Raw genomic sequence first — 20,516 nt, 5'->3', positions numbered from 1 at the left:
TTTCTTTCCCCGCGGCAAGCCTACCGAACCGCCGCAACCCCCGCGATGGGGACAACTGCCCGCCCACCCGGGCCCTGCCTGTCAGCAATGTGGGGCCCCCAGGCCGGCGGGATCCGCAAGCGTGGTGTGGCCGGCGATGACGTACCGGCCAACGTTGCGCGCGGAACCGGATTCAACCCGCCACCAGCGGACGATTCCGTTGCCGGACCAGTTGTCGCTCTGGTCGATGTAGCACGCCACCATGATGCGGTCCTGGTCCGCCTTGTAGAACCAGGGCGGGCTGTCCGCGTTGACGCCGTCACAGTCGAAGTAGGGACTGGGCCGGTAGTTCGAGCCGCCCAGGGTGAAGGTGCAACTCCTGACGAAGTTGGGGTCGGAGGTCTTGATCCGGGTTTCCCACAGTCCCTGCTTGCCGGCAGTGGCGCTGGCCGTGACCACCGCGCTGCCGGTGCCGACGGAGTTAAAGGTCTGGACCGCAATGGTGACGGTGTCACCGAAGTTTGCCGTGTTGACCGTCCTGCTGCCGGAGGGGGCAACGTTTTCCCAGCCGCCGTTGTTGATGCTGATCCTGGTTTGCGCCACGTCATTGGTGCTGGTGGACGGGGATGACCAGTTCAGGGTGGCGGACTTTTGGTTCACGCCGCCGTTTTGGCCGGACGCGGAGGGGGTGCCCGGGGATCCGTACGGTGTGGTGGTGGCAGGGGTGCTGGCGTCCGAACTGGGCGCCACCGTGGAGTTGGCGACGACGGTGATGCTGACCGCGCTGCCGTTGGTAAAGCCGCCGATGGTCTGGCCGGGCGTGATGGGGCCGCGGGCGCCGTTGCTGGCGTTGTAGCTGTAGCTGACCTCGTTTTCGGCAGAACCGTTGCGTTCCGCCGCGGTCAGTTTGCGGAAGTCCACGGTCACGGCGCGTCCTGCTCCGCCGGTGTTCGCCGGCGTGGCCGTGACGCCGGAGACCGTTGCGAGCTTGCCGGTGGCGCGGCGGGGCGCGGAGGGCGGGCTGACCGCGCCTTTGCCGGCCTTGTTCTCAGCCTGCACCGTGAACGTGTAGGCGGCCTCGGAGTTGTTGGCAGTGAAGTTCGCCGTGCGGACGTTGCCGGGGACGGTCTGCGTCTGGGCGGGGGCGTTGCCACCGCTCATGGTGACGTAATAGGTGCTGATCGGATCGCCGTTGGTGTTGGGTTCGGCCCACGTGACCCGAAGCTGGTTCTGGGTCCCCACGGATGATGCGACGGCGGACGAAGGTGCTGCAGGTGCCGCCGGGACACCGGCGGGATTGTCCTCCGCAGAATACGTCCCCCAGTCGGAGGCGCCAAGCTCGTTGACGGCCTGCGCACGCACCTTGTACTTCACGCCGTTGGTGAGGCCGGTCCAGGTGTAGTTCAGCCCGGCGACCTCGTTCTTCACGGCCACCCCGCTGGCCGGCGGCGGCGAAATTTCCAGGTTGTAGTGCTTCACCGGTGAGCCCTCGGTCTTCGCCGCGGGCCAGGTGACCGCCATCGTCTTGTCCCCGGCCTTCACCGTGGGGGCTTCAGGCGGTGACGGCTTTTCGTCAGGGCGGATTTCGTTGGACTGCGGCGAAGCCTGCGAGTCCCCCACCTCGTTGGTGGCGAGCACCGTGAAAACGTACTTTACGTTGTTGGTGAGCCCGCTCAATGTGCAGGTGGTGGTGGGGCACTTCTGTTCGAAGCCGTTGTTTGAGCGGACGGTGTACCCGGTGATGGGCGCTCCATTGTCCGACGGCGGGGCCCACTTGAGCACGGCGGTGCGGCTGCGGACGTCGGTAGCGCTGGGGGCGGACGGTGCGTCGGGTTTGCCCCGGACGGTGAGCCGCAGGCGGCCGTCCACCTGGCGGGACAGGTCGCCTGTCTTGTCGGCCACGGTGTAGCGGACCACCATGACTCCCTTGTACCCGTCAGCCGGGGTAACGGTGATGCTGTCTCCCGACACGGACGGCTGACCGGCTGCGGAGCCCGTCTCCACCGTGGCGCCAACGATCCGCAGGGGCGTGTCCGGGAAGGGGTTGAAGTCGTTGGCCAGGACGTTGACCTGTTCGGTCTTCCCGGCGTTGGCCTTGTCCACCGCATCATCGTTAGCCACCGGCAGGGGCCGGTTGGAGGCAACGTGGCGTGCGGTGATGGTGGCACTCACGGCGGGAGACCTGCCGTCGGTGACCTTCACCTGGATGTTTCCGGTGACGCCGATGCCCAGGGAACCGTCAGCGGTGATGGCGAGGGTGGCGCCGTCGACCTTTGCGTTGAATCCGGCGGGAAGGGTCCCATCCAGTTCGAAGCGGAGGTTGTCCTTGTCCCGTTCGTCCACGTCCTTGGCCAGCCCGGCGAGGTCCACCGTTGCCTGTTCGGCCTTGGGAACATCCACGGAGGTACCGCTGAAGGTGGGCGGATGGTTGGCGTTGGGGTCCGGGATCACCTTGGTCATGATCACCAGCGTGGATTTCAGGCCGTCGCCGTCGTCGGGTCCGGAGCCGTCCGTCACTTCGAAGGTGATGGAGCCGGGGCCCACGTAGTCCGGTTTCGCGGTGTAGCGCAGGGCCTTGCCGTCGGACTGGATGACGCCCTCCGGTGATCCGCCCTGGACGCGCACGGAGTCGGCCACGGTGATCCTCGCGGTGCGGCCGTTGCGGACGCGGACGTATTCGGACAGGTCCAGGGTGACGTCTTTGCCGGACATGACTTCAACCGGGTCGGTCTTGGCGAGGGTGGGATACTGCGCGCCTTGGCCGGGAATCCACATCAGGGCGGTGGAGGTGAGGCCGTCGACGTCCGTGACCGTGTAGGGAATCAGCTGGTCTTCAGGGGTGAGGGTCACCACCACGTTGCCCGAGTCGCCGGTCCGGGCGTTCGGGTTGCCGTCGGGGAGGCTGATCTTCAGCTCGGAGGCCACGCCGTCGGCATCGGAGTCGTTTTTCAGGACGGGGACGTCAACAGCGGTCTTGCCGAGGGTTTCGGCCACCGTCACCCGGTCGTCCTTGGCCACGGGGCGCTTGAGTTCGGCGTCCGGGCTGATCCGCACCCGGATCACGGCGCTGGCGGAAGCCTTCTTGTCGTCCTGGATGCGGTAGCTGATGCTTTCGTTGCCGGCGGTGCCGGGCGCAGTGAACAGTATCTTGGCGCCGTCCGTAGCCTCGACCTGCAGGTCCGGCTTGGCCTCGAACCCGTCGGAAACCAGGCTGAGCGGATCGCCGTCCGGGTCCGAATCGTTGGCCAGCGCCTCCACGGCCACCTTGCGGCCGGGCCGGACATCCACGGCGTCGTCCACCGCGATGGGCTTCTGGTTGTTGGCCTCCGGCGGGGCAATGCCCACAATGACGGTTCCGGTGTTCTCGGCACCGATCCTGTCCCGGACCCGGTAGGTGAAGCTGTCAGTGCCGGCTGCGTCGCCGGCGGCCGTGAACTCGAGGTAGCCGTCGCGTACCACGGCGGTTCCCATGGCCGGTGCCTTGTCGATGCCGATGAGCTGGACGGAGTCGCCGTCGGCGTCGATGCCGTCCAGGGGCACGGGCACCTTGACGGTCATCCCGGCCACCACGCGGGCGGTCAGGTTGCGGGGCTCGGGCCGCGTGTTGCGGTCATCGTCCCGGGCACGGATGCGAATGGTGACCTGTTGCGAGTCCACCTGCCCGGATTCGTTTTGGACCTTGTAAATGGCGTACACGGTCTTCGCTTCGGGGCCGGCCACGAACCGCAGCTGGTCGCCCGCCACGAACATGCGGCCGTCGGCGGCGTCAGGCTGCTGGGCGAGTTCCGGCAGCAGAGTGAGCTTGGAGCCGTTGGGGTCGGCGTCGTTGGCCAGGACGGGGATGGTGACGACGTCGTTCGCCCTGACCGTGGCCTCGTCCGGCTTGGCCTGGGGTGCCTGGAGCTTGGCGGGAGCGGGAACCATCAGCACGGCGATCTCGCCGGTGGCGGACGAGCGTCCGTTGGAGACGGTGTACCGGACCGTCAGCTGGCCTTCGGCGCGGATGTCGGTGATCCTCACCACCGAGTGGTCCAGCACTGCCACGCTGACCGGCAGGCCGGCGTCGGCGGTTACGGACTGCACCACCAGCACTCCTCCGGAGGGATCCGAGTCGTTGCCCAGGACGTCAACCAGGACATCCCCGCCGGTGGGAAGCAGCGCGGTGTCGCGGACGGCGACCGGCGCACCCTGGTCGGTGCCCGGCACCACGTCGACGCGGACCAGCTGTTGGGCGCTGGCCGGGCCGTTGGTCACCAGGTAGCTGACGTAGTGGGCGCCAAGGGTCCGGCAATTGAACGTGAACGTCTGCTGGTCCGGGTTCAGGGTGGCTGTGGACTCGGCATCCGGCGTGGCCTGCGCCAGCCGCAGTGCCCCGCCCTGCGGGTCCGAATCGTTCTTGAGCGGGGTGATGACGGTATCGGTGCCGGCCACGGCCACCACATGGTCGGCGTTGGCGATGGGCGGCAGGGCCCCGGGGCTCCTGACGTCCACGGTGACCTTGCCTTCGGCGGTGGACTGTCCGTCCGAGACTGTGACGGTGAGGACTTTCCGGCCCGGGGCGGTGCCGGAGTCCTGGAAGGTCAGCTGGCCGTCGGGGCGGATCCGGGCCTGGTCCAGCGGGTCGGTGCTGGTCACTGAGACGGCGAACAGGTCATCGCCGTCGGGATCAATCCAGTCCGGAAGGATGTTCTGGGTGACCGCTTTGCCTGACTGGACCACCAGCGTGGTGTTCCGGTTGGGCTTTTGCCGCGGCGGGGTGTTGGTGCCGGGCGGAATGATGTTGAGGGTGATGTCCGCTGACGCTGACAGCCCGCGGCCGTCGTCCACGGTGTACTTGAAGGTTTCGCTGCCGGTCTTGTCGGCGGGCACGGCCACCTGGAGGCCCGTGGATCCGTAGATGGGCGAGACGGCGCCGGTTTTCACGCCTTCGGGGGGACGGACGGTGAGGACGTCGCCGTCGGGGTCGGAGTCGTTGTCCAGGACGGGCAGGATGGTTGTCTTTCCGGCGCGGATGCCGAACTGGTCAGGTTTGGCCACGGGCGCGCTGTTGGGCTTGGTGCGGTCCGGCAGCACGGTCTGCTGGACTTCGTCGGCGGAGTCCTTGTCGGCGTCGTCCGAGGTCTGCTGCGGTGGGATGACGTCGTCCCAGTTGTTCACCAGCTGCATGTTCTGGTTGACCAACCACACGTTCCCCGAGTTCACATCATTGAGGACCACCAGGTCCCGGTTTACCCGGAAAACATACGACGGCGACGCACTCGCCTTGGGCACCGCAACATTCTTATCATCAGCATCATTGACGCAATCCCGGACGTACTTGTTCGCACCCGACCACGCCGCATGCACACACCCGCCCAACTGCACCGGCGCAGCAGGAGCCCCCTCGCCGTCGAACCCCACGGTCTTGGCCGTCCCACCATCCAACGGCTGCTTCAACAACGCCTTCCGCGTCGCCACCGCCACAACATCACTGCCCGGCCCGGCCTGCTGCAACTTCGCATCCCGCGCATCCTCCAACGCCAACCGCTTACCACCAGGCAGGAACAAGCTCCCCGCAGCAGCATCCAACACCACCGGCTGGTCCCCCACCACGGTCATCTGCAGATCCCCGGCACCCTTGAGCCCATCCCGAGTACTGGACTCCGACGACGTCACCGCACCATTGGCATCAACACCCGTCACCGTCACAACCCCGGTCTTCGGATCCGCCGAATAAATCCGGTCATCAGAACCAACCGCCGACACAATCCCCTCAGAACCCACCATCACCGGCTCCGACGCCTCCTGGTCAAAACCATTCACCGTCGACGGCGACACCGCCCACACCTTGCCCGAAGCAGCATCCGTCACCGAAATGGTCCGCGCCCCGAAACTCACATCAGCCGAGCCCGGCAACTGCTTATCCCCACCCAAGCGCATATTCGCCGGCGACACCTGGTTCAACGTCGACCCAGTCTCATCATCAACGAACACCTCGCCCGCATGCTGAAGGACATCAAAGGTGGTAGACGCAGGCGTCACCGCACCATCCAACACCCGCGACGGATAATTCAACCGCCCCACAGCATTCCGGGACTTCGAAACAACCCACACACCACCGTCATTCAACTCCACCTCAGTGGTCTTAAACCCCGGATACAACACAGCACCCGTCACCACCACAGCAACCACAGCACCAAACGCAGTACCGGAGAACCACCGGGAGCGCGCCAGGCGGCTCCACCGGGGCGTGCCGGAGACAGGGCTTTGGGCGCGCGTTTGTCCGCGACGTTTCATGAGTGAAAATCCCCCGGTAGATCTAGGCCCTTTGCCTGCAGCCGGCGTCACGGGACCCCGGGCACCACAACGATACCGCTATACGCCAACAAATGGACAAATTCTTTCAGCAGGCCTGGCGGCGGCCAAAACCTGGTTCCTAGTCGAGGACCAGGCCCTTGCCCCGGCCCCGCGTGAGGCGGACGGGATTGATCTCGCCGAAGCCGCGCACGTTTTCCGGCTCCTGGGGAATCAGGACGAACCGCTCGTCATGTTCCAGCGCCGAGGCGGTCATGGAATCCACCAGCACCGTTCCGGGATCGGCAAGCGTGGTGAGGCGCGCTGCGAGATTGACAGTGGGACCGTAGATGTCGCCCAGGCGGGACAGGATCCTGCCCCACACCATGGCCACCCGGGCTTCGGGGAGGATCTCGTCCTCGGTGAAGGCCTCGGCGAGCGCCAGGGAAATCTCGGCACCGGCCGCCGGGGTTTCGGCGATGTACAGGACTTCATCGCCCACGGTCTTGACCAGCCGGCCGCCGCCCACCGAAATGATCTCGGCGCACTTGTTCTCGAAGCGCTGGACCAGCCGGGCCAGTGTCTTTTCGTTCATCCGGCGGGACAGGCTGGTGTAGGAGACCAGGTCAGCGAAGCCAACCGCGCGCGCGAGGGGCAGCGGCGCGTCGTCCTCGTCGCCTTCCCGGCCTTCCTCGCTGGCCTGCAGTCCGGCCTCGGCGCGCACGGCCAGCCGCTGGACCCCGGCGTTGAGCTGGCGGCGCCAGGAGTACACCAGCACCTCTTCGAGCGCGTCCACCAGCGCGGGCAGTTCGTTGACCAGGCGCTTGCGGGCCACGGCATCCGTGACCCCCTGCTCGTGGACCATGTCCTCCACCAGGGCCTCGATCTGCCAGACCACCATGCGGTCCGTCATCTGCCCGATGGAGCGGGTCACCGAGATAGCGGCTTCCTCGGTAAGCTTGCCGGCGCGGACCAGATCCACAATGGTGGACAGGGCCGCCTGATCGCGTTCCGTGAACGCGACATCCTCGTCACCGAAATTCGGGAAGCCGAGGGCACGCCAGAGTTTACGGGCAGAAAGCAGCGAGACTCCCGCACCCGCGGCAACTTCACGACGGCGGAGCTTGCGTTCCCCGCCCAGGAGGCGGGCTTCGAGGGCCTTCATGGCCAGCCGTTCGGCGGACATGGCGCCGGTAGGCGGGTGCCGGTCGGTCCCCGGCGCTCCGTCAGCCGGGCCGGGTTCCGGTGTCGCCGCAGGGACGGCGTTCACGTCACCGCTTCCGGCGGCGGGGTCGAGTGCGGCGGTGGCTGCAGGTGCGATGCTGCCCACGCGTTCCTGCTGGTCCTCATCGGTCATCCCGTCCACCTTCTCTCATGTCCTCCGGAAAAGCCCCGGCGGGGTAATGCGCCGCGCCGCCCGGCCGGGCCACGCTGTCATCCGGCAGTTCCCCGATGGCGTCGAGGATAAAGTCGCGGAACCGGGCAACCTCGGGCACGTCGCGAAAGGTCACCACGCCCTGGTACCCGGTTTCCAAGGATATATTCCCTGAGCGCACCAGTCGCTGCAGCAGCGATTCATGGACCGTCAGGTTGCGCACCGACGCCAGGTTCACCTGCTGGTCCCGCCGGTTCAGCAGGCCATACCGGGCCACCATCCGCTGGCTGGTCAGGGTGTAGCGGGTGCCTTGCCAGCGCAGCAGGCGGGGCAGGCAGTAGCCCAGCCATACGGCTGCAGCGGCGAGGACGCAGGCGGTCACGAGCCAGGGCGTCCACTGCCGGCCCAGGGCGGGCGCCAGGCGGGCGGCCCCGCCGCGGATGACCCAGGCGCTGGCGAAGGCGGCAAGTGCCGGCGCCAGGACAAAGGCCACGGCGGCTCCGGCAAGCTTCCTCGGCTGCGGACGGGTAGTGACGATGACCTGCTCCCCTGGCACGAGGGTTTTACGCATACCCACCCTGGTTTGGCGCGTCCGGGGATGTCCAGGGCCGCAGGTGCACCACGTCCCCGGCGGTGACCACGTGCTCGTGCGAGTCCCGGTCCACCACCAGCAGGGAGCCGTAGTCATCCAGCCGGGAGGCATGCCCAATGATTTCGTGGTCGCCGGGCAGCTGCGCGCGTACCTGCTTTCCCAGGGTGACCATGACGGCCTCCACTCTTTTGTGCAGCGAAGGGCCCCCCGCCATGCCGGCCGTCGGGTCGCCGTCGGCGTTGCAGAAACTGCGGTACAGGACCGCGAAGTGGGACAGGTAGCTTTTCAGCAGCGCGGTGCGGTCGGTGGTGCGGGCACCTTCGATGGCCACGGACGTGGCAGTGGGAACCGGAAGTTCGCTTTCGCGCAGGGTGACGTTCAGCCCGGTCCCCAGGATCACGGGGGGCACGCTGCCGTCCACCATGGGGCCCAGCTGGGCCAGGATGCCGGCGATCTTCCTGCCGCGCACCAGGACATCGTTGGGCCATTTGAGCTCGGCCGGGAGGCCCGCCGTTTCCAGCAGCGTTTCACGCAGCGCCAGGGCTGCGATGAGGGACAGCCAGGAGTAGCTCTGGGTGGGGAGGGGCCTGCCCTCCGCATTGACCGGACGCAGCACCACCGAGACAGACACCGAGCTCAGCGGGGGCGCCTCCCACCGCCTGTCCAGGCGTCCCCGTGCGGCTGTCTGGTACTCGGCCGTCAGGACGGAGAGGTCCGGCCAGGCCCCAGGGTCCACCGTGACACCGCGCAGGAGGTCGGCGTTGGTGGAGCCGGTGGAGTCCACGACGTCGATCCGGGGGATCCCCGTGGCGGCGAGGAAACGCTGGTCGGCCAGGTCCCCTCGGTTCAGGGGGGAACCCGGTGCATGTGCGTCATCCATAGCTAGATCCTACCGAGCCGCGCCGGGTCCCTCCCAGCCACCTGCCGTCCCGGAACAGACCGTCCGGGCACCGCCGGGGGCCTGCTAGAGGAAGATGTCGGGAACCAGCCGGCCTTCCGGTGCCCCCAGGCTGTAGGGGCGGAAGTCGGTCACGCCCGCGGCGCCGAGGACCTGCTCATCCGTGTAGAAGTTGCCCGACGGCGGCGCGCCCGCGGCGAGGTTGCTTCCGGTCAGGACGGCGTGGGCGGCGTCGGCCATGATCTGCGGGCCGCGGGCGGCCAGCACCATGGTGTCGCCGTGGGGCATGTTGCGGATGGCCGCCGTGTCGATCAGGGTGCATGGCCACAGTGAGTTGACCCTGATCCCGTCAGCCTTCAGTTCCTCGGCCAGGCCCAGGGTGGTCAGGCTCATCCCGTATTTGGCCATGGTGTAGGCGAGGTGCTTTCCAGCCCAGGAGGGGTGGAGGTTCAGCGGCGGCGAGAGCGTCAGGATGTGCCCCTGTCCGGAGGCACGCAGCGCCGGGAGCGCCAACTTGGACAGCAGGAAAGTGCCGCGGACGTTGATGTCCTGCATGAGGTCGTACTTCTTCATGTCCACGGCGTCCGTGGTGGAGAGGTCAATGGCGGAAGCATTGTTGATGACGACGTCGATGCCGCCGAACCGGTCCACGGCAGCGGCCACGGCGCCTGCCACGTCCTCGTCCCTGCGCACGTCGCCCACCAGGGGCAACGCCTGGCCTCCGGCCGCCTCCAGCTCCCGGGCTGCGGTGTAGACCGTTCCGGCAAGCTTGGGGTGCGGCTCCCCCGTCTTGGCAAGGAGGACGATATTGGCGCCGTCCCGGGCCGCCCTCAGGGCGATGGCCAGGCCGATCCCGCGGCTGCCGCCGGACAGCAGGATGGTCCGGCCCGCCAGGGAGCCGGCGGCCCGGTACGGGCTTTCGGAGGCATGCAAAGCATCGTCGCTTGAAGTCATGGGAACACTGTAACCCAACTATGTTACCGGCGAGTAACATTGCGAAGGGGTTGCTCGACCCGCAGAAAATTGTAGGTTCCCTACAGCCGTCGGCGCCCAAACCGTCACTAGACTTGCCAGCAGGGTTGGTCTTTTGTGTGGATGCTACTTAAAGCGCCGGACAACACGGGCCGCCAGCCGACAGAACTGACCTGCTACAGAGCCGGAGACACTTGATGAGCCACGATCTGACAACGACAGCGGGAAAGATTGCCGATTTCCGCGACCGCCAGGCGCGCGCCGAACAGCCTTCCGGCCCCGAAGCCATCGAAAAGCAGCACGCCCGCGGCAAGAACACCGCCCGCGAGCGCATCGCGCTGCTGCTGGACGAGGACTCGTTTGTTGAGTTTGACGCCCTGGCCGTGCACCGCTCCACCGCCTTTGGCATGGAAAAGAAGAAGCCGCTGGGCGATGGCCTGGTCTCCGGCTACGGCACCGTGGACGGACGCCTGGTGGCGGTCTACAGCCAGGACTTCACCGTCTACGGCGGATCGCTGAGCCAGGTCAACGGCGAAAAGATCGTCAAGGTCCAGGAGTTCGCGCTCCGCAACGGCTGCCCCGTCGTCGGCATCCTGGACGGCGGCGGCGCCCGCATCCAGGAAGGCGTGGCCTCGCTGGCCATGTTCGCGGACATCTTCCGCAACAACGTCCACGCATCCGGCGTGGTGCCGCAGATTTCGCTCATCATGGGCCCGTCCGCCGGCGGCGCGGCCTACTCCCCCGCGCTCACCGACTACGTGGTGATGGTGGACAAGACCTCACACATGTTCATTACCGGCCCGGACGTCATCAAGACCGTCACCGGCGAGGACGTGGACATGGAAACCCTCGGCGGCGCCCGGCAGCACAACGCCACCACCGGAACCTCCACCTACCTGGCCTCGGACGAGACAGATGCCATCGAGTTCGTGCGCGAACTGCTGGACTTCCTCCCGTCGAACAACCTGGCAGAGGCACCCGTCCTGGGGCACCAGCAGGAGTTGGAGATCGACGACGACGACCTCGCCCTGGACACGCTGGTTCCGGATTCAGCCAACCAGCCCTACGACATGCGCGCAGTGGTGGAGCAGATCGTGGACGACGGGCACTTCCTGGAGATGCAGGCCCTGTACGCGCCCAACGTGATGATCGGCTATGGCCGGGTGGAGGGCCACACTGTAGGCATCGTGGCCAACCAGCCCCTCCAGTTCGCCGGCACCCTGGACATCGCCGCATCGGAAAAGGCGGCCCGCTTCGTGCGCCACTGCGACGCCTTCAACATCCCCATCATCACCCTGGTGGATGTCCCCGGCTTCCTGCCCGGCAAGGACCAGGAGTTCCAGGGCATCATCCGCCGCGGCGCGAAGCTTCTCTACGCCTACGCCGAGGCCACCGTCCCCAAGCTCACCGTCATCACCCGCAAGGCCTACGGGGGCGCCTACATCGTCATGGGCTCCAAGAAGCTCGGTGCCGACCTGAACCTGGCGTGGCCCACGGCGCAGATCGGCGTGATGGGTGCGCAGGGTGCGGTGAACATCCTCTACCGCCGCGACCTCGCAGCCGTTGCCGAGGACGGCGGCGACGTCGAGGCCCGCCGCGCCCAGGTGATCCAGCAGTACGAGGAAGAACTCCTCAACCCCTACCAGGCCGCCGAGCTGGGCTACGTGGACGCTGTCATCGCCCCCTCGGACACCCGTCTCCAGATCATCAAGGGACTGCGCGCCCTGCGGGACAAGAGGGCCAGCCTCCCCGCCAAGAAGCACGGGAACATCCCGCTGTGATCAGCACCCCAGGGGCGCCTGAACCCGCCGAAGCCCCGGACGCGGCAGTCGCCGCACCCCTGCTCTCTGTGGTCAAAGGGCAGCCGAACGCCGAGGAACTGGCCGCGCTGGCCGCCGTCGTCCTTTCCCTCAGCGGGGAAAGCCCGGCGCCGGCCAGGACCGCCAGCGTGCGGCACTGGGTGCGGAGGCAGCAGCTGCGGCTTGCCCCCACGCCCGGACCGGGAGCCTGGAAACGCAGCCAGGGCTGACAGCTTCCACATCCTGTCCATGCGGCCGGTAGGCTCGGGATGTGACTACCGACGCTGCACCCGCCACGCGCCCGCATACCCGGATCGACGATGTCGCGGACAACTACACCGACACCCTGATCAGGCTCAATCCGACCTTTGCCACCACCCTTGGCCTGCCGGGACATGAGACGGAATACCAGGACTTCTCCCCTGCCGGCATCGCCGGGTTCGCCGAGGCGGCACGGGACGCCCTCGTTGCGCTGGAAGGCCTGGAGCCGGAGGACGACGTGGACGCCGTCACCCTGGACGCCATGCAGGAGCGGTTGGGCCTGCAACTGCTGATCCATGCCTCCGGGTGGGAGTATGCGGACCTGAACAACATTGCCTCCCCGGCCCAGGACATCCGCGCCATCTTCGACCTCATGCCCACCGGAACCGAACAGGACTGGGAGCACATCGCCGGGCGCGCACACAACGTGCCGGCGGCCATCAGCGGCTACACCGAGTCCCTGCGCATGGCCAAAGATGCAGGCAAGGTCGCCGCTGCCCGCCAAGTGCGCATCGTCAGCGAACAGGTCAGCAAGTACGCCGCCGGGGACGGCTTCTTCGCAAAACTGGCCGCGGGTGCCGCCACGGATGCGGGGCCGCTTCCCACGGCCCTGCAGGAGAAGCTCGACGCCGGTGCTGCCGCCGCCCGCCGGGCCTACGCCGGCCTGGCGGAATTCCTGCGCACCGAACTGCTCCCCGCTGCTCCCGAAAAGGATGCCGTGGGCAGGGCCCGCTACGCACTGGCCTCCCGGTCCTTCCTCGGCGCAGAGGTGGACCTGGAGGAAACGTACGCGTGGGGCGTCCAGGAACTCGACCGCCTCATCGCGGAGCAGGAACAGGTCGCGGCCGCCATCAAGCCAGGCGCCACCATTGCCGAAGCCAAGGAAATCCTCAACAACGACCCCGCACGGCAACTGAAAGGCACGGAGGCGCTGCGGCAATGGATGCAGGGCCTCTCCGACAAAGCCGTGGCCGAACTGGCCGGGGTGCACTTCGACATTCCCGACGTCATGAAAACCCTTGAATGCCGCATCGCCCCCACCGACGAGGGCGGCATCTATTACACCGGCCCGTCCGACGACTTCAGCCGGCCCGGCCGCATGTGGTGGTCCGTTCCCGCAGGCGAGGACACCTTCACCACCTGGGCCGAAACCACCACCGTGTACCACGAGGGCGTCCCCGGCCACCACCTCCAGGTGGCCACCGCCACCTACCGGCGCGAACTGCTTAACAAGTGGCGCCGGAACGTCTGCTGGACCTCCGGCCACGGCGAGGGCTGGGCCCTCTACGCCGAGAAGCTCATGCAGGAACTGGGCTACCTGAACGATCCCGGCGACCACATGGGAATGCTGGACATGCAGCGCATGCGGGCAGCCCGCGTAGTCTTCGACATCGGCGTGCACCTCGAACTCGAGATGCCCGAACGCTGGGGAACCGGCACCTGGACCCCGGACAAGGGCTACGGATTCCTCAAGGAAAACCTCCCCATCAGCGAAGGCCAGCTCAACTTCGAGTTTACCCGCTACCTTGGCTGGCCGGGCCAGGCCCCCTCCTACAAAGTTGGCCAGCGGCTCTGGGAACAGATCCGTGCGGAGCTGGAGTCACGGCCCGGGTTCGACCTGAAGGAGTTCCACACCAGGGCCCTCAACATCGGCTCTGTTGGGCTCGATACCCTGCGCCGGGCGCTGCTGGGCTGACAGTCCATCCCCCGGCCGGATCCCTGGCCGGCGGACCGCGCCCCCGGCATTCGGTGGACAGCGCCCACGGCAATCCATAAGCTTACTTACTAAATTGCCGTGGCGCGCACCGCCGTATGGACAGGGAGACGACGTTGACCAACCTCCAAGGGACACCGGCCGGGACGGGGGTGCGTGGGGAACTGCGCCAGGACACGACCGTCGGCGGCAAGGACCTCACCAGATGGGACACCCGGACAGGCCGGCGCCTGGTGGAAGTGGTCCACCGCATCAGCCAGGTACTGGGCCCGCATGGCGCACTGATCCTGACGCTGCTGGTGGGGGCGGTCATTTCCGCCGCCCTGACCGCCGCGTTCAGCGAGGTCTATGAAGCGGTCGTGGCCGCCGACGGGGTGGCCGGACTTGACCATCCGGTATTGGCGGCCAGCAAGGACCTCCGTACCCCTGCCCTGGATGTGGCGGTCACGGCCTTCACCGATGTTGGCGGGACCATCGGGATGCCGGTCCTCGCCGTCGCCATCATGGCGGTGCTCGCGTTGCGGCGCCGCTCCTGGACCCCCGTCATCCTGATCGTCACCGCGGGCCTGGGTTCACTGCTGATGACCATCGCCGGCAAGCGCCTCGTGGGACGCACGCGGCCGGACCTCAGCGACGCCGTACCGCCCTACGAACACTCGGCATCGTTTCCCAGTGGACACTCACTGAACGCGGTGGTGATTGCAGGCATCGTGGCGTACCTCATCATCCTGCGGCTCCACTCGAACCGCGCCCGCATCCTCACCGCCGCGGCGGCAGCCCTCTTCGCCGTCGCGATCGGCCTGAGCAGGGTCTTCCTGGGCCATCACTGGCTCACCGATGTGCTGGCGGCCTGGGCACTGGGTGCCGCATGGCTGGCCATCGTGATCACCGCCCACCGGCTCTACCTGACGGTCAGGAAACACCACGAACCACGAGACGTTAAGCACACCCCTGCCGGGAATAAGTAACAAATGCCGTCGTTATCCCTGATTCTCCGGGGATTTCCGGCTGGGGCCCGCATCCCGGCCGCGTAATATTTCTCAATGTTGGTTCGACGTGATATTTAGCGGAGGTCTAGCTTGTTCTGGTGAGCACTCAGACAAGCACCCCCTCCCCCGCAGGGAAGACCGGATTCCAGCTCCCCAAGTGGGCGGGTTCCTTCGGCTTCCAGATCATCGCCGCCCTCATCGTGGGTCTTGGCCTCGGCCTGCTGGCAAAGTACACCGGCAGTACCAAGACCAACCCCAACGCCCTCGGCGCCACGCTGCAGACCATCGGCTCAAGCTATGTGTCACTGCTGCAGACCGCCGTTGTTCCGCTGATCTTCACCGCCGTCGTCAGTTCCATCTCCAACCTGCGGCAGGTATCCAATGCCGCCCGGCTGGCGTGGAACACGCTCCTGTGGTTCGCCATCACGTCCCTGATCGCCGTGCTGATCGGCATGGGACTGGGCGTGCTGCTGCAGCCCGGCGCCAACACCGGCATCGCCGGAGACGCCAAGTACACCGGCAAGTCCGGTGACTGGTGGGCCTTCCTCGTAGGCCTCTTCCCCAAGAACTTCCTCGGCCTGGGCGCCAGCTCCACCGTCGCCGATTCCGGCGCCGTCACCACGTCGGTCAGCTTCAACGTCCTGCAGATCCTGGTCATCGCCATCGCGGTGGGCGTCGCCGCGCTGAAGGTGGGCAAAGCCGCAGAGCCGTTCCTCACCCTTAACGCATCAGCCCTTGCCGTGATCCAGAAGGTGCTGTGGTGGATCATCCGCATCGCGCCGCTGGGCACCATCGGCCTCATCGGCAACGCCGTCGCCGTCTACGGCTGGGACACCATCGGCTCGCTGGGCAAGTTCACCGTTGCCATCTACGCGGGCCTGGTCCTGGTGCTGTTCGTGGTCTACCCCATCCTGATCCGCAGCCACGGCCTGTCCATCAAGCAGTACTTCTCCGGCGTATGGCCCGCCGTGCAGCTGGCCTTCGTGTCCCGTTCCTCGGTGGGAACGCTGCCGCTGACCCAGCGCGTGACCGAGCGCAGCCTGGGCGTCCCCCGCGCCTACGCCTCCTTCGCCGTGCCCCTGGGCGCCACCACCAAGATGGACGGCTGCGCAGCCATCTACCCCGCCGTCTCGGCGATCTTCGTGGCCCAGTTCTTCGGCATCCACCTGGACTTCAGCCAGTACCTGCTGATCGCCCTGGTCTCCGTCCTCGGCTCCGCTGCAACCGCCGGCACCACCGGCGCCGTGGTGATGCTCACGCTGACGCTCTCCACGCTGGGACTGCCGCTGGCCGGCGTCGGACTCCTCCTTGCCATCGACCCCATCCTGGACATGGGCCGCACCGCGGTCAACGTCGCGGGCCAGGCGCTGGTCCCCACCATCGTGGCCAAGCGCCAGGGCATCCTGGACGAGTCGCTGTACAACGCCCCCCGCAACGGCACGCCCTTTGTTGAGGAAGAAACAGGCAGCAATGCCGCCGCCGGTGGCCCCGCCACGGACGGCACCAGCGCCGACACCGCACCCCGCGAACTGCAGGATGCAAAGGCATAACGCGCAGCAGCAATGAAAGACGTCCCCGGGAAACCTCCCGGGGACGTCTTTTTTGTTTCATGGGCTGTGCCTCCGGCCATTCACCGGCCGGCAGCAGTCAGCGGCCGGCATCAGTCAGCGACCGCCCCCGCCAATCACCCCGCTCTGGACCGCCTTGGTCACGGCGTCGGCTTCCGCCTGCGTCAGCTTTCCATCGGCCACGGCCTTGTCCAGGCGCGTCTTGAGCGCGGCGGCGTGCTCGGACTGCTCCTCGCTGCGGATCTCCTGGAGGGCGGCCGTCACCTTCGCCTCATCGATGCCCAACGACTCAGCCAGGGACTTGGCGAGCGCGGCCTCGCGCGCGGCGGGGTCCGGCTTCTGGCCGTCGGCGGGCGGAGTGGCGGGCTTGTTGGCGTCGCGGAAGGCCTTCAGCGCGTCAGTCACCTTGGCTTCGTCCACACCGAGTTTCGCTGCCAGCGCGGAGGCCTGCTCCATGCCGTGGCCGCCGCGGCCGCCATGCCTGCCCATGCCGTCGTAGCCGGTGCCGGTGCCGCCGTCAGCGGAGGCGCTGGAACTTGCACTCGGCGTGGGAGCGGGAGTTGTGGTGGTGGCAGAGGCCATGCCGGCCACGCCGAGTCCTGCACCGAGCGCCAGCGCCGCGGCTGACAGGCCCAGGGTCATCTTCTTCGTGCGTGTCATTTCTTGTCTCCTGATTCGCCGTCGCCTGACGGCTGCTGGTGATACGCCTGGTGGCGGGACATTCCAAGCATCCGCGACCAGGTTCAGCAAAGGCTGTTGGGAACCTTTCGTTCTCCTGTGAATCCGGAGACACCCCCGCACCCGAGCCCCCGCGCAGATAACTTGCATGCAGTGCAAACTTGCACGTAGTGTAAGGCCGTGCCCAGCCCCTTTTCACCGCCCGACGCGTCGCAGGACGCCGGATCCGCCGCCCCTTCCCGGCGCGAGCTGAACAAGGCCGCCACCCGCCAGGCCATCACCGATGCCGCCCTGGGACTCCTTCGTTCCCAGGGCCCCGGCAACTTCACGGTGGAGGACATCGCCGACGCCGCAGGCATTTCGCGGCGCACTTTCTTCAACTACTTCAGCAGCACCGACGCCGCCCTGGCGTCCATCGTCCACGGCTTCCTGGACAACGCCATCCAGCAACTGCGCCTCCGCCCGGCGGACGAGCCCATGCTTGAGTCGGCCCAGGCCGCCCTGGTGGCCCTGGCCGACCCCAAGGCCATCGCGCCCCTGGCTGAACTGTTCACGCTGACCCAGCAGAGCCCGCTGATGTCCCACACGGAACTGGAGGCGTGGGACCACTGCCGGGCCCAGGTCTTCACCGTGGCCCGCGAACGCCTCGCCGGCACCCCCGGCGAGCGGGACGAGCTGTATGTCCACGCCCTCGCCGGCTCCATCATCTCCTGCGGAAAGGCCGCCATGGAGGTCTGGTTCAGCCGGCGCGGCCCGGACCTGTCACCCGCCTCCCTGGCGGAACTCCGCCAACTGCTGATCGATGCCATGGCCCTGCTGGGCGCCGGCTTCACCACCACTGCTTTCCCATCCGCCACCCGTTCCTCCTGATCAGATCGGTCCTCCCGCATGGCACTCCTCCTCTACCGCCTCGGCAAGTTCTCCTACCGCCGGCGCTGGCTTGTCATCTCCCTCTGGCTTGCCGTGCTGGTGGCCGTTGGCGGTTCCGCCGCGGCCTTCCATGGCACGCTGTCCAACAACTTCCAGATCCCGGGTACCGAGACCCAGCGGATCGCGGACAAGCTCAAGCAGGATTTGCCGGCAGCCTCGGGCGGAAGCGCCACGATCGTCTTCGAAGCCCCCGACGGCGGGTTCACGGCTGAGAGCCGCGCGGCCGTCACGGATGCGCTGAAGAAACTCCAGACCATCCCCGAGGTCCGCGGCACGGTGGATCCGTTCGCCACCCAGGCCCAGGTGGACCAGGCCGGCAAGGCCATCACCGACGGCGAAAAGCAACTGGCGGCCGGCCAGGCACAGCTGGACGCCTCCCGGGCGCAGCTGGAGGCCGGCAAGGCACAGCTGGCGGCAGCCGAGCAGCAACTCACCGCCGCCGGCGCGCCCGCAGCCGTGGTCGAGGCCCAGCTGGGCCAGCAAAAGGCAGCGCTGGCTGCCGGCCAGGCCAAGCTCGACGCCGGCGCCCAGGAACTGGAGGCCAACAAGGCGAAGCTGGAACTTGGCAAGCGCCAGGCCCAGGCGGCCTCCGCCATCCGCTTCGTCTCGGAGGACAACAAGGCCGCGGTGGCACAGGTGCAGTTCAACACCTCCATCAACGGGCTCGCCCCGGCGGTGCGCAAGCAGGTCCAGGAGATCGCCCACGAGACGTCCTCCGCCGGCGTCCAGGCCTTTGCCAGCAAGGAAATCACCGAGGACATCTCGGCCCTGTTCGGCACGGCGGAAATTGTCGGCATCGCCGTCGCGGCGCTGGTCCTGATCCTCATGCTGGGGACGCTGATCGCGGCCGGACTGCCGCTGCTGATGGCCATCATCGGCGTCGGCGTGGGCGTAGGCATCACCTTCGCCCTCTCCGGCCTGTTCGACATGAGCTCCATCTCCCCCATGCTGGCCCTCATGCTGGGCCTCGCCGTCGGCATCGACTATTCGCTGTTCATCGTCAACCGGCACCGGACGCAGCTCCTGGCCGGAATGGACCCTGAGGAGTCCGTGGCCCGGGCCAACGGAACCTCCGGCAACGCGGTAGTCTTCGCCGGCCTGACCGTGATCATCGCCCTTGCCGCCCTGGTGGTCCCGGGACTGCCGTTCCTCACCGTCATGGGCCTGGCCGCCGCGGGAACCGTCGCAGTGGCGGTACTGGTCGCCATCACCCTGACCCCCGCCATGCTGTCCCTGATTGGCCGCCGCATCATCTCCAGGCGGGCCTGGGCCAAGTCCGAGGCGCACAACGCCGAGCCGGGCCACGAAGCCGCAGATATCGCCGTCGACCGCGAACGAAGCACCCACGGGTGGGGCGGCCTGGTCACCAAGCACCCCTGGGTTGCCCTGACCGCCGGCATCGTCCTGCTGGGCACCCTGGCCCTGCCCGCCACCCAGCTCCAGCTGGCCCTGCCCGATGGTGGCTCCGAGCCTGTGGAGTCCGAGGCCTACCAGGCCTACGACCTGACCGCCCGCAGCTTCGGCGAAGGCGTCACCGGGCCGATCGTGGCCGTGGGCGAGTTCCCCGCGAACCTTGACGCGGCCCAGGCGCAGAAGCTGCAGTTCGACATCGCGGACAAGCTCCGGGCCGTGGACAATGTGGTGGCCGCTGTGCCGGTGGCGCTCAGCGAGGACCGCCGGACCGCCGTCTTCCAGGTCATCCCCAAGGAAGGCCCGGCCAGCGCCAGCACGGTCAAGGTGGTCTCCGAACTCCGGGGCCTGAACGCCGGGATCAAGGCCGACTACGACGTTGCCATGGGCCTGACCGGCCAAACCGCCGGCAACGTGGACGTCTCCACCAAGCTCGGTGACGCCCTGCCGCCCTACCTGGCGATCGTCGTCGGACTTTCCCTGATCCTGCTCCTGCTGGTGTTCCGCTCCATCGTGGTCCCGCTGCTGGCCACGGGCGGATTCCTGCTGTCCCTGTCGGCCGCCTTCGGCGCCGTGGTTGCCGTCTACCAGTGGGGCTGGCTGGGGAACGTCTTCGATGTTGCCAATCCGGGCGCCGTGCTGAGCTTCCTGCCCATCATCCTGATCGGCGTGCTGTTCGGCCTGGCCATGGATTACCAGGTGTTCATCGCCTCCGGCATGCGCGAGGCCTACATGCACGGATCGTCCGCCAAGGAAGCGGTGCGGGTGGGCTTCCGGCACGCGGCCGCCGTGGTCACCGCCGCCGCGATCATCATGGTCAGCGTGTTCTCCGGCTTCATCTTCAGCCACCTCACCATGGTCCGGCCGCTGGGCTTCGCGATGGCCTTCGGCGTCCTGTTCGACGCGTTCGTGGTCCGGATGACCATCGTCCCGGCTGTGATGTACCTGCTGGGCGCCAAGTCCTGGTGGCTGCCGCGCTGGCTGGACCGGATCCTGCCGGACGTGGACGTGGAGGGCGCCAAGCTCAACCGCGGCCAGGCCGCACCGGCTCCGGGCGAGCTGGTCCACTAGGCTGAAA

The 20,516-nt window shown here is 67.4% G+C and carries 13 protein-coding genes; 7 read left to right on the top strand and 6 right to left on the bottom strand.

The genetic code is table 11. The features are described 5' to 3' along the window. Positions 1-81: 81 nt before the first annotated feature. The 5 genes from LDO22_RS20575 to LDO22_RS20555 form a co-directional block, all read right to left on the bottom strand. Complete coding sequence (locus tag LDO22_RS20575; RefSeq protein WP_224025511.1) at positions 82-6,255, bottom strand: Ig-like domain-containing protein; 6,174 nt, start codon at positions 6,253-6,255, stop codon at positions 82-84. A gap of 139 nt (positions 6,256-6,394) precedes the next feature. After that, complete coding sequence (locus LDO22_RS20570) at positions 6,395-7,609, bottom strand: adenylate/guanylate cyclase domain-containing protein (protein WP_224025510.1); 1,215 nt, start codon at positions 7,607-7,609, stop codon at positions 6,395-6,397. Then, positions 7,599-8,198 (bottom strand): PH domain-containing protein, encoded by a 600-nt coding sequence (locus LDO22_RS20565; RefSeq protein WP_224025509.1) that lies wholly within the window; start codon positions 8,196-8,198, stop codon positions 7,599-7,601. Before LDO22_RS20565 ends, LDO22_RS20570 begins: the two co-directional genes overlap by 11 nt. Beyond that, on the bottom strand, positions 8,191-9,099 hold the full coding sequence (locus LDO22_RS20560) for a biotin--[acetyl-CoA-carboxylase] ligase (protein ID WP_224025508.1): 909 nt from the start codon (positions 9,097-9,099) through the stop codon (positions 8,191-8,193). Before LDO22_RS20560 ends, LDO22_RS20565 begins: the two co-directional genes overlap by 8 nt. A gap of 84 nt (positions 9,100-9,183) precedes the next feature. Beyond that, positions 9,184-10,071: an NAD(P)-dependent oxidoreductase gene (locus tag LDO22_RS20555; protein ID WP_224025507.1), complete on the bottom strand. Its 888-nt coding sequence runs from the start codon at positions 10,069-10,071 to the stop codon at positions 9,184-9,186. A 215-nt stretch (positions 10,072-10,286) separates the two neighbouring features. On the opposite strand from LDO22_RS20555, the gene LDO22_RS20550 reads away from it, so the two are divergent. The 5 genes from LDO22_RS20550 to LDO22_RS20530 all read left to right on the top strand — a co-directional run bounded on the left by LDO22_RS20550 (position 10,287) and on the right by LDO22_RS20530 (position 16,402). Continuing rightward, positions 10,287-11,870, top strand: a complete 1,584-nt coding sequence (locus LDO22_RS20550) for an acyl-CoA carboxylase subunit beta (protein ID WP_159632455.1) — start codon at positions 10,287-10,289, stop codon at positions 11,868-11,870. Further along, entirely contained in the window at positions 11,870-12,118 is a 249-nt protein-coding gene (locus tag LDO22_RS20545; protein WP_159635648.1) for an acyl-CoA carboxylase epsilon subunit, read from the top strand. The genes LDO22_RS20550 and LDO22_RS20545 overlap by 1 nt, the downstream gene beginning before the upstream one ends. A gap of 41 nt (positions 12,119-12,159) precedes the next feature. Then, positions 12,160-13,845 carry a DUF885 domain-containing protein gene (locus LDO22_RS20540; protein WP_224025506.1) on the top strand — a complete coding sequence of 562 codons (1,686 nt, stop codon included), beginning with the start codon at positions 12,160-12,162 and terminating at the stop codon, positions 13,843-13,845. A gap of 134 nt (positions 13,846-13,979) precedes the next feature. Further along, entirely contained in the window at positions 13,980-14,831 is an 852-nt protein-coding gene (locus LDO22_RS20535; RefSeq protein ID WP_224025505.1) for a phosphatase PAP2 family protein, read from the top strand. A 119-nt stretch (positions 14,832-14,950) separates the two neighbouring features. Then, positions 14,951-16,402: a dicarboxylate/amino acid:cation symporter gene (locus LDO22_RS20530; protein WP_224025504.1), complete on the top strand. Its 1,452-nt coding sequence runs from the start codon at positions 14,951-14,953 to the stop codon at positions 16,400-16,402. A 114-nt stretch (positions 16,403-16,516) separates the two neighbouring features. Here LDO22_RS20530 and LDO22_RS20525 read toward each other — a convergent pair whose 3' ends face one another. Continuing rightward, complete coding sequence (locus LDO22_RS20525; RefSeq protein ID WP_224025503.1) at positions 16,517-17,080, bottom strand: hypothetical protein; 564 nt, start codon at positions 17,078-17,080, stop codon at positions 16,517-16,519. A gap of 198 nt (positions 17,081-17,278) precedes the next feature. On the opposite strand from LDO22_RS20525, the gene LDO22_RS20520 reads away from it, so the two are divergent. Further along, positions 17,279-17,968 carry a TetR/AcrR family transcriptional regulator gene (locus LDO22_RS20520; RefSeq protein ID WP_224025502.1) on the top strand — a complete coding sequence of 230 codons (690 nt, stop codon included), beginning with the start codon at positions 17,279-17,281 and terminating at the stop codon, positions 17,966-17,968. Positions 17,969-17,986: 18 nt separating this feature from the next. Further along, the gene (locus LDO22_RS20515) at positions 17,987-20,509 is read left to right on the top strand and encodes an MMPL family transporter (protein ID WP_224025501.1); all 2,523 of its coding nucleotides are present in this window, start codon (positions 17,987-17,989) and stop codon (positions 20,507-20,509) included. Positions 20,510-20,516 lie beyond the last annotated feature (7 nt).

Source organism: Arthrobacter sp. NicSoilC5, assembly GCF_019977395.1.
Taxonomy (GTDB): Bacteria; Actinomycetota; Actinomycetes; order Actinomycetales; family Micrococcaceae; genus Arthrobacter.
This window is presented reverse-complemented; position numbering and strand designations above follow the sequence as displayed.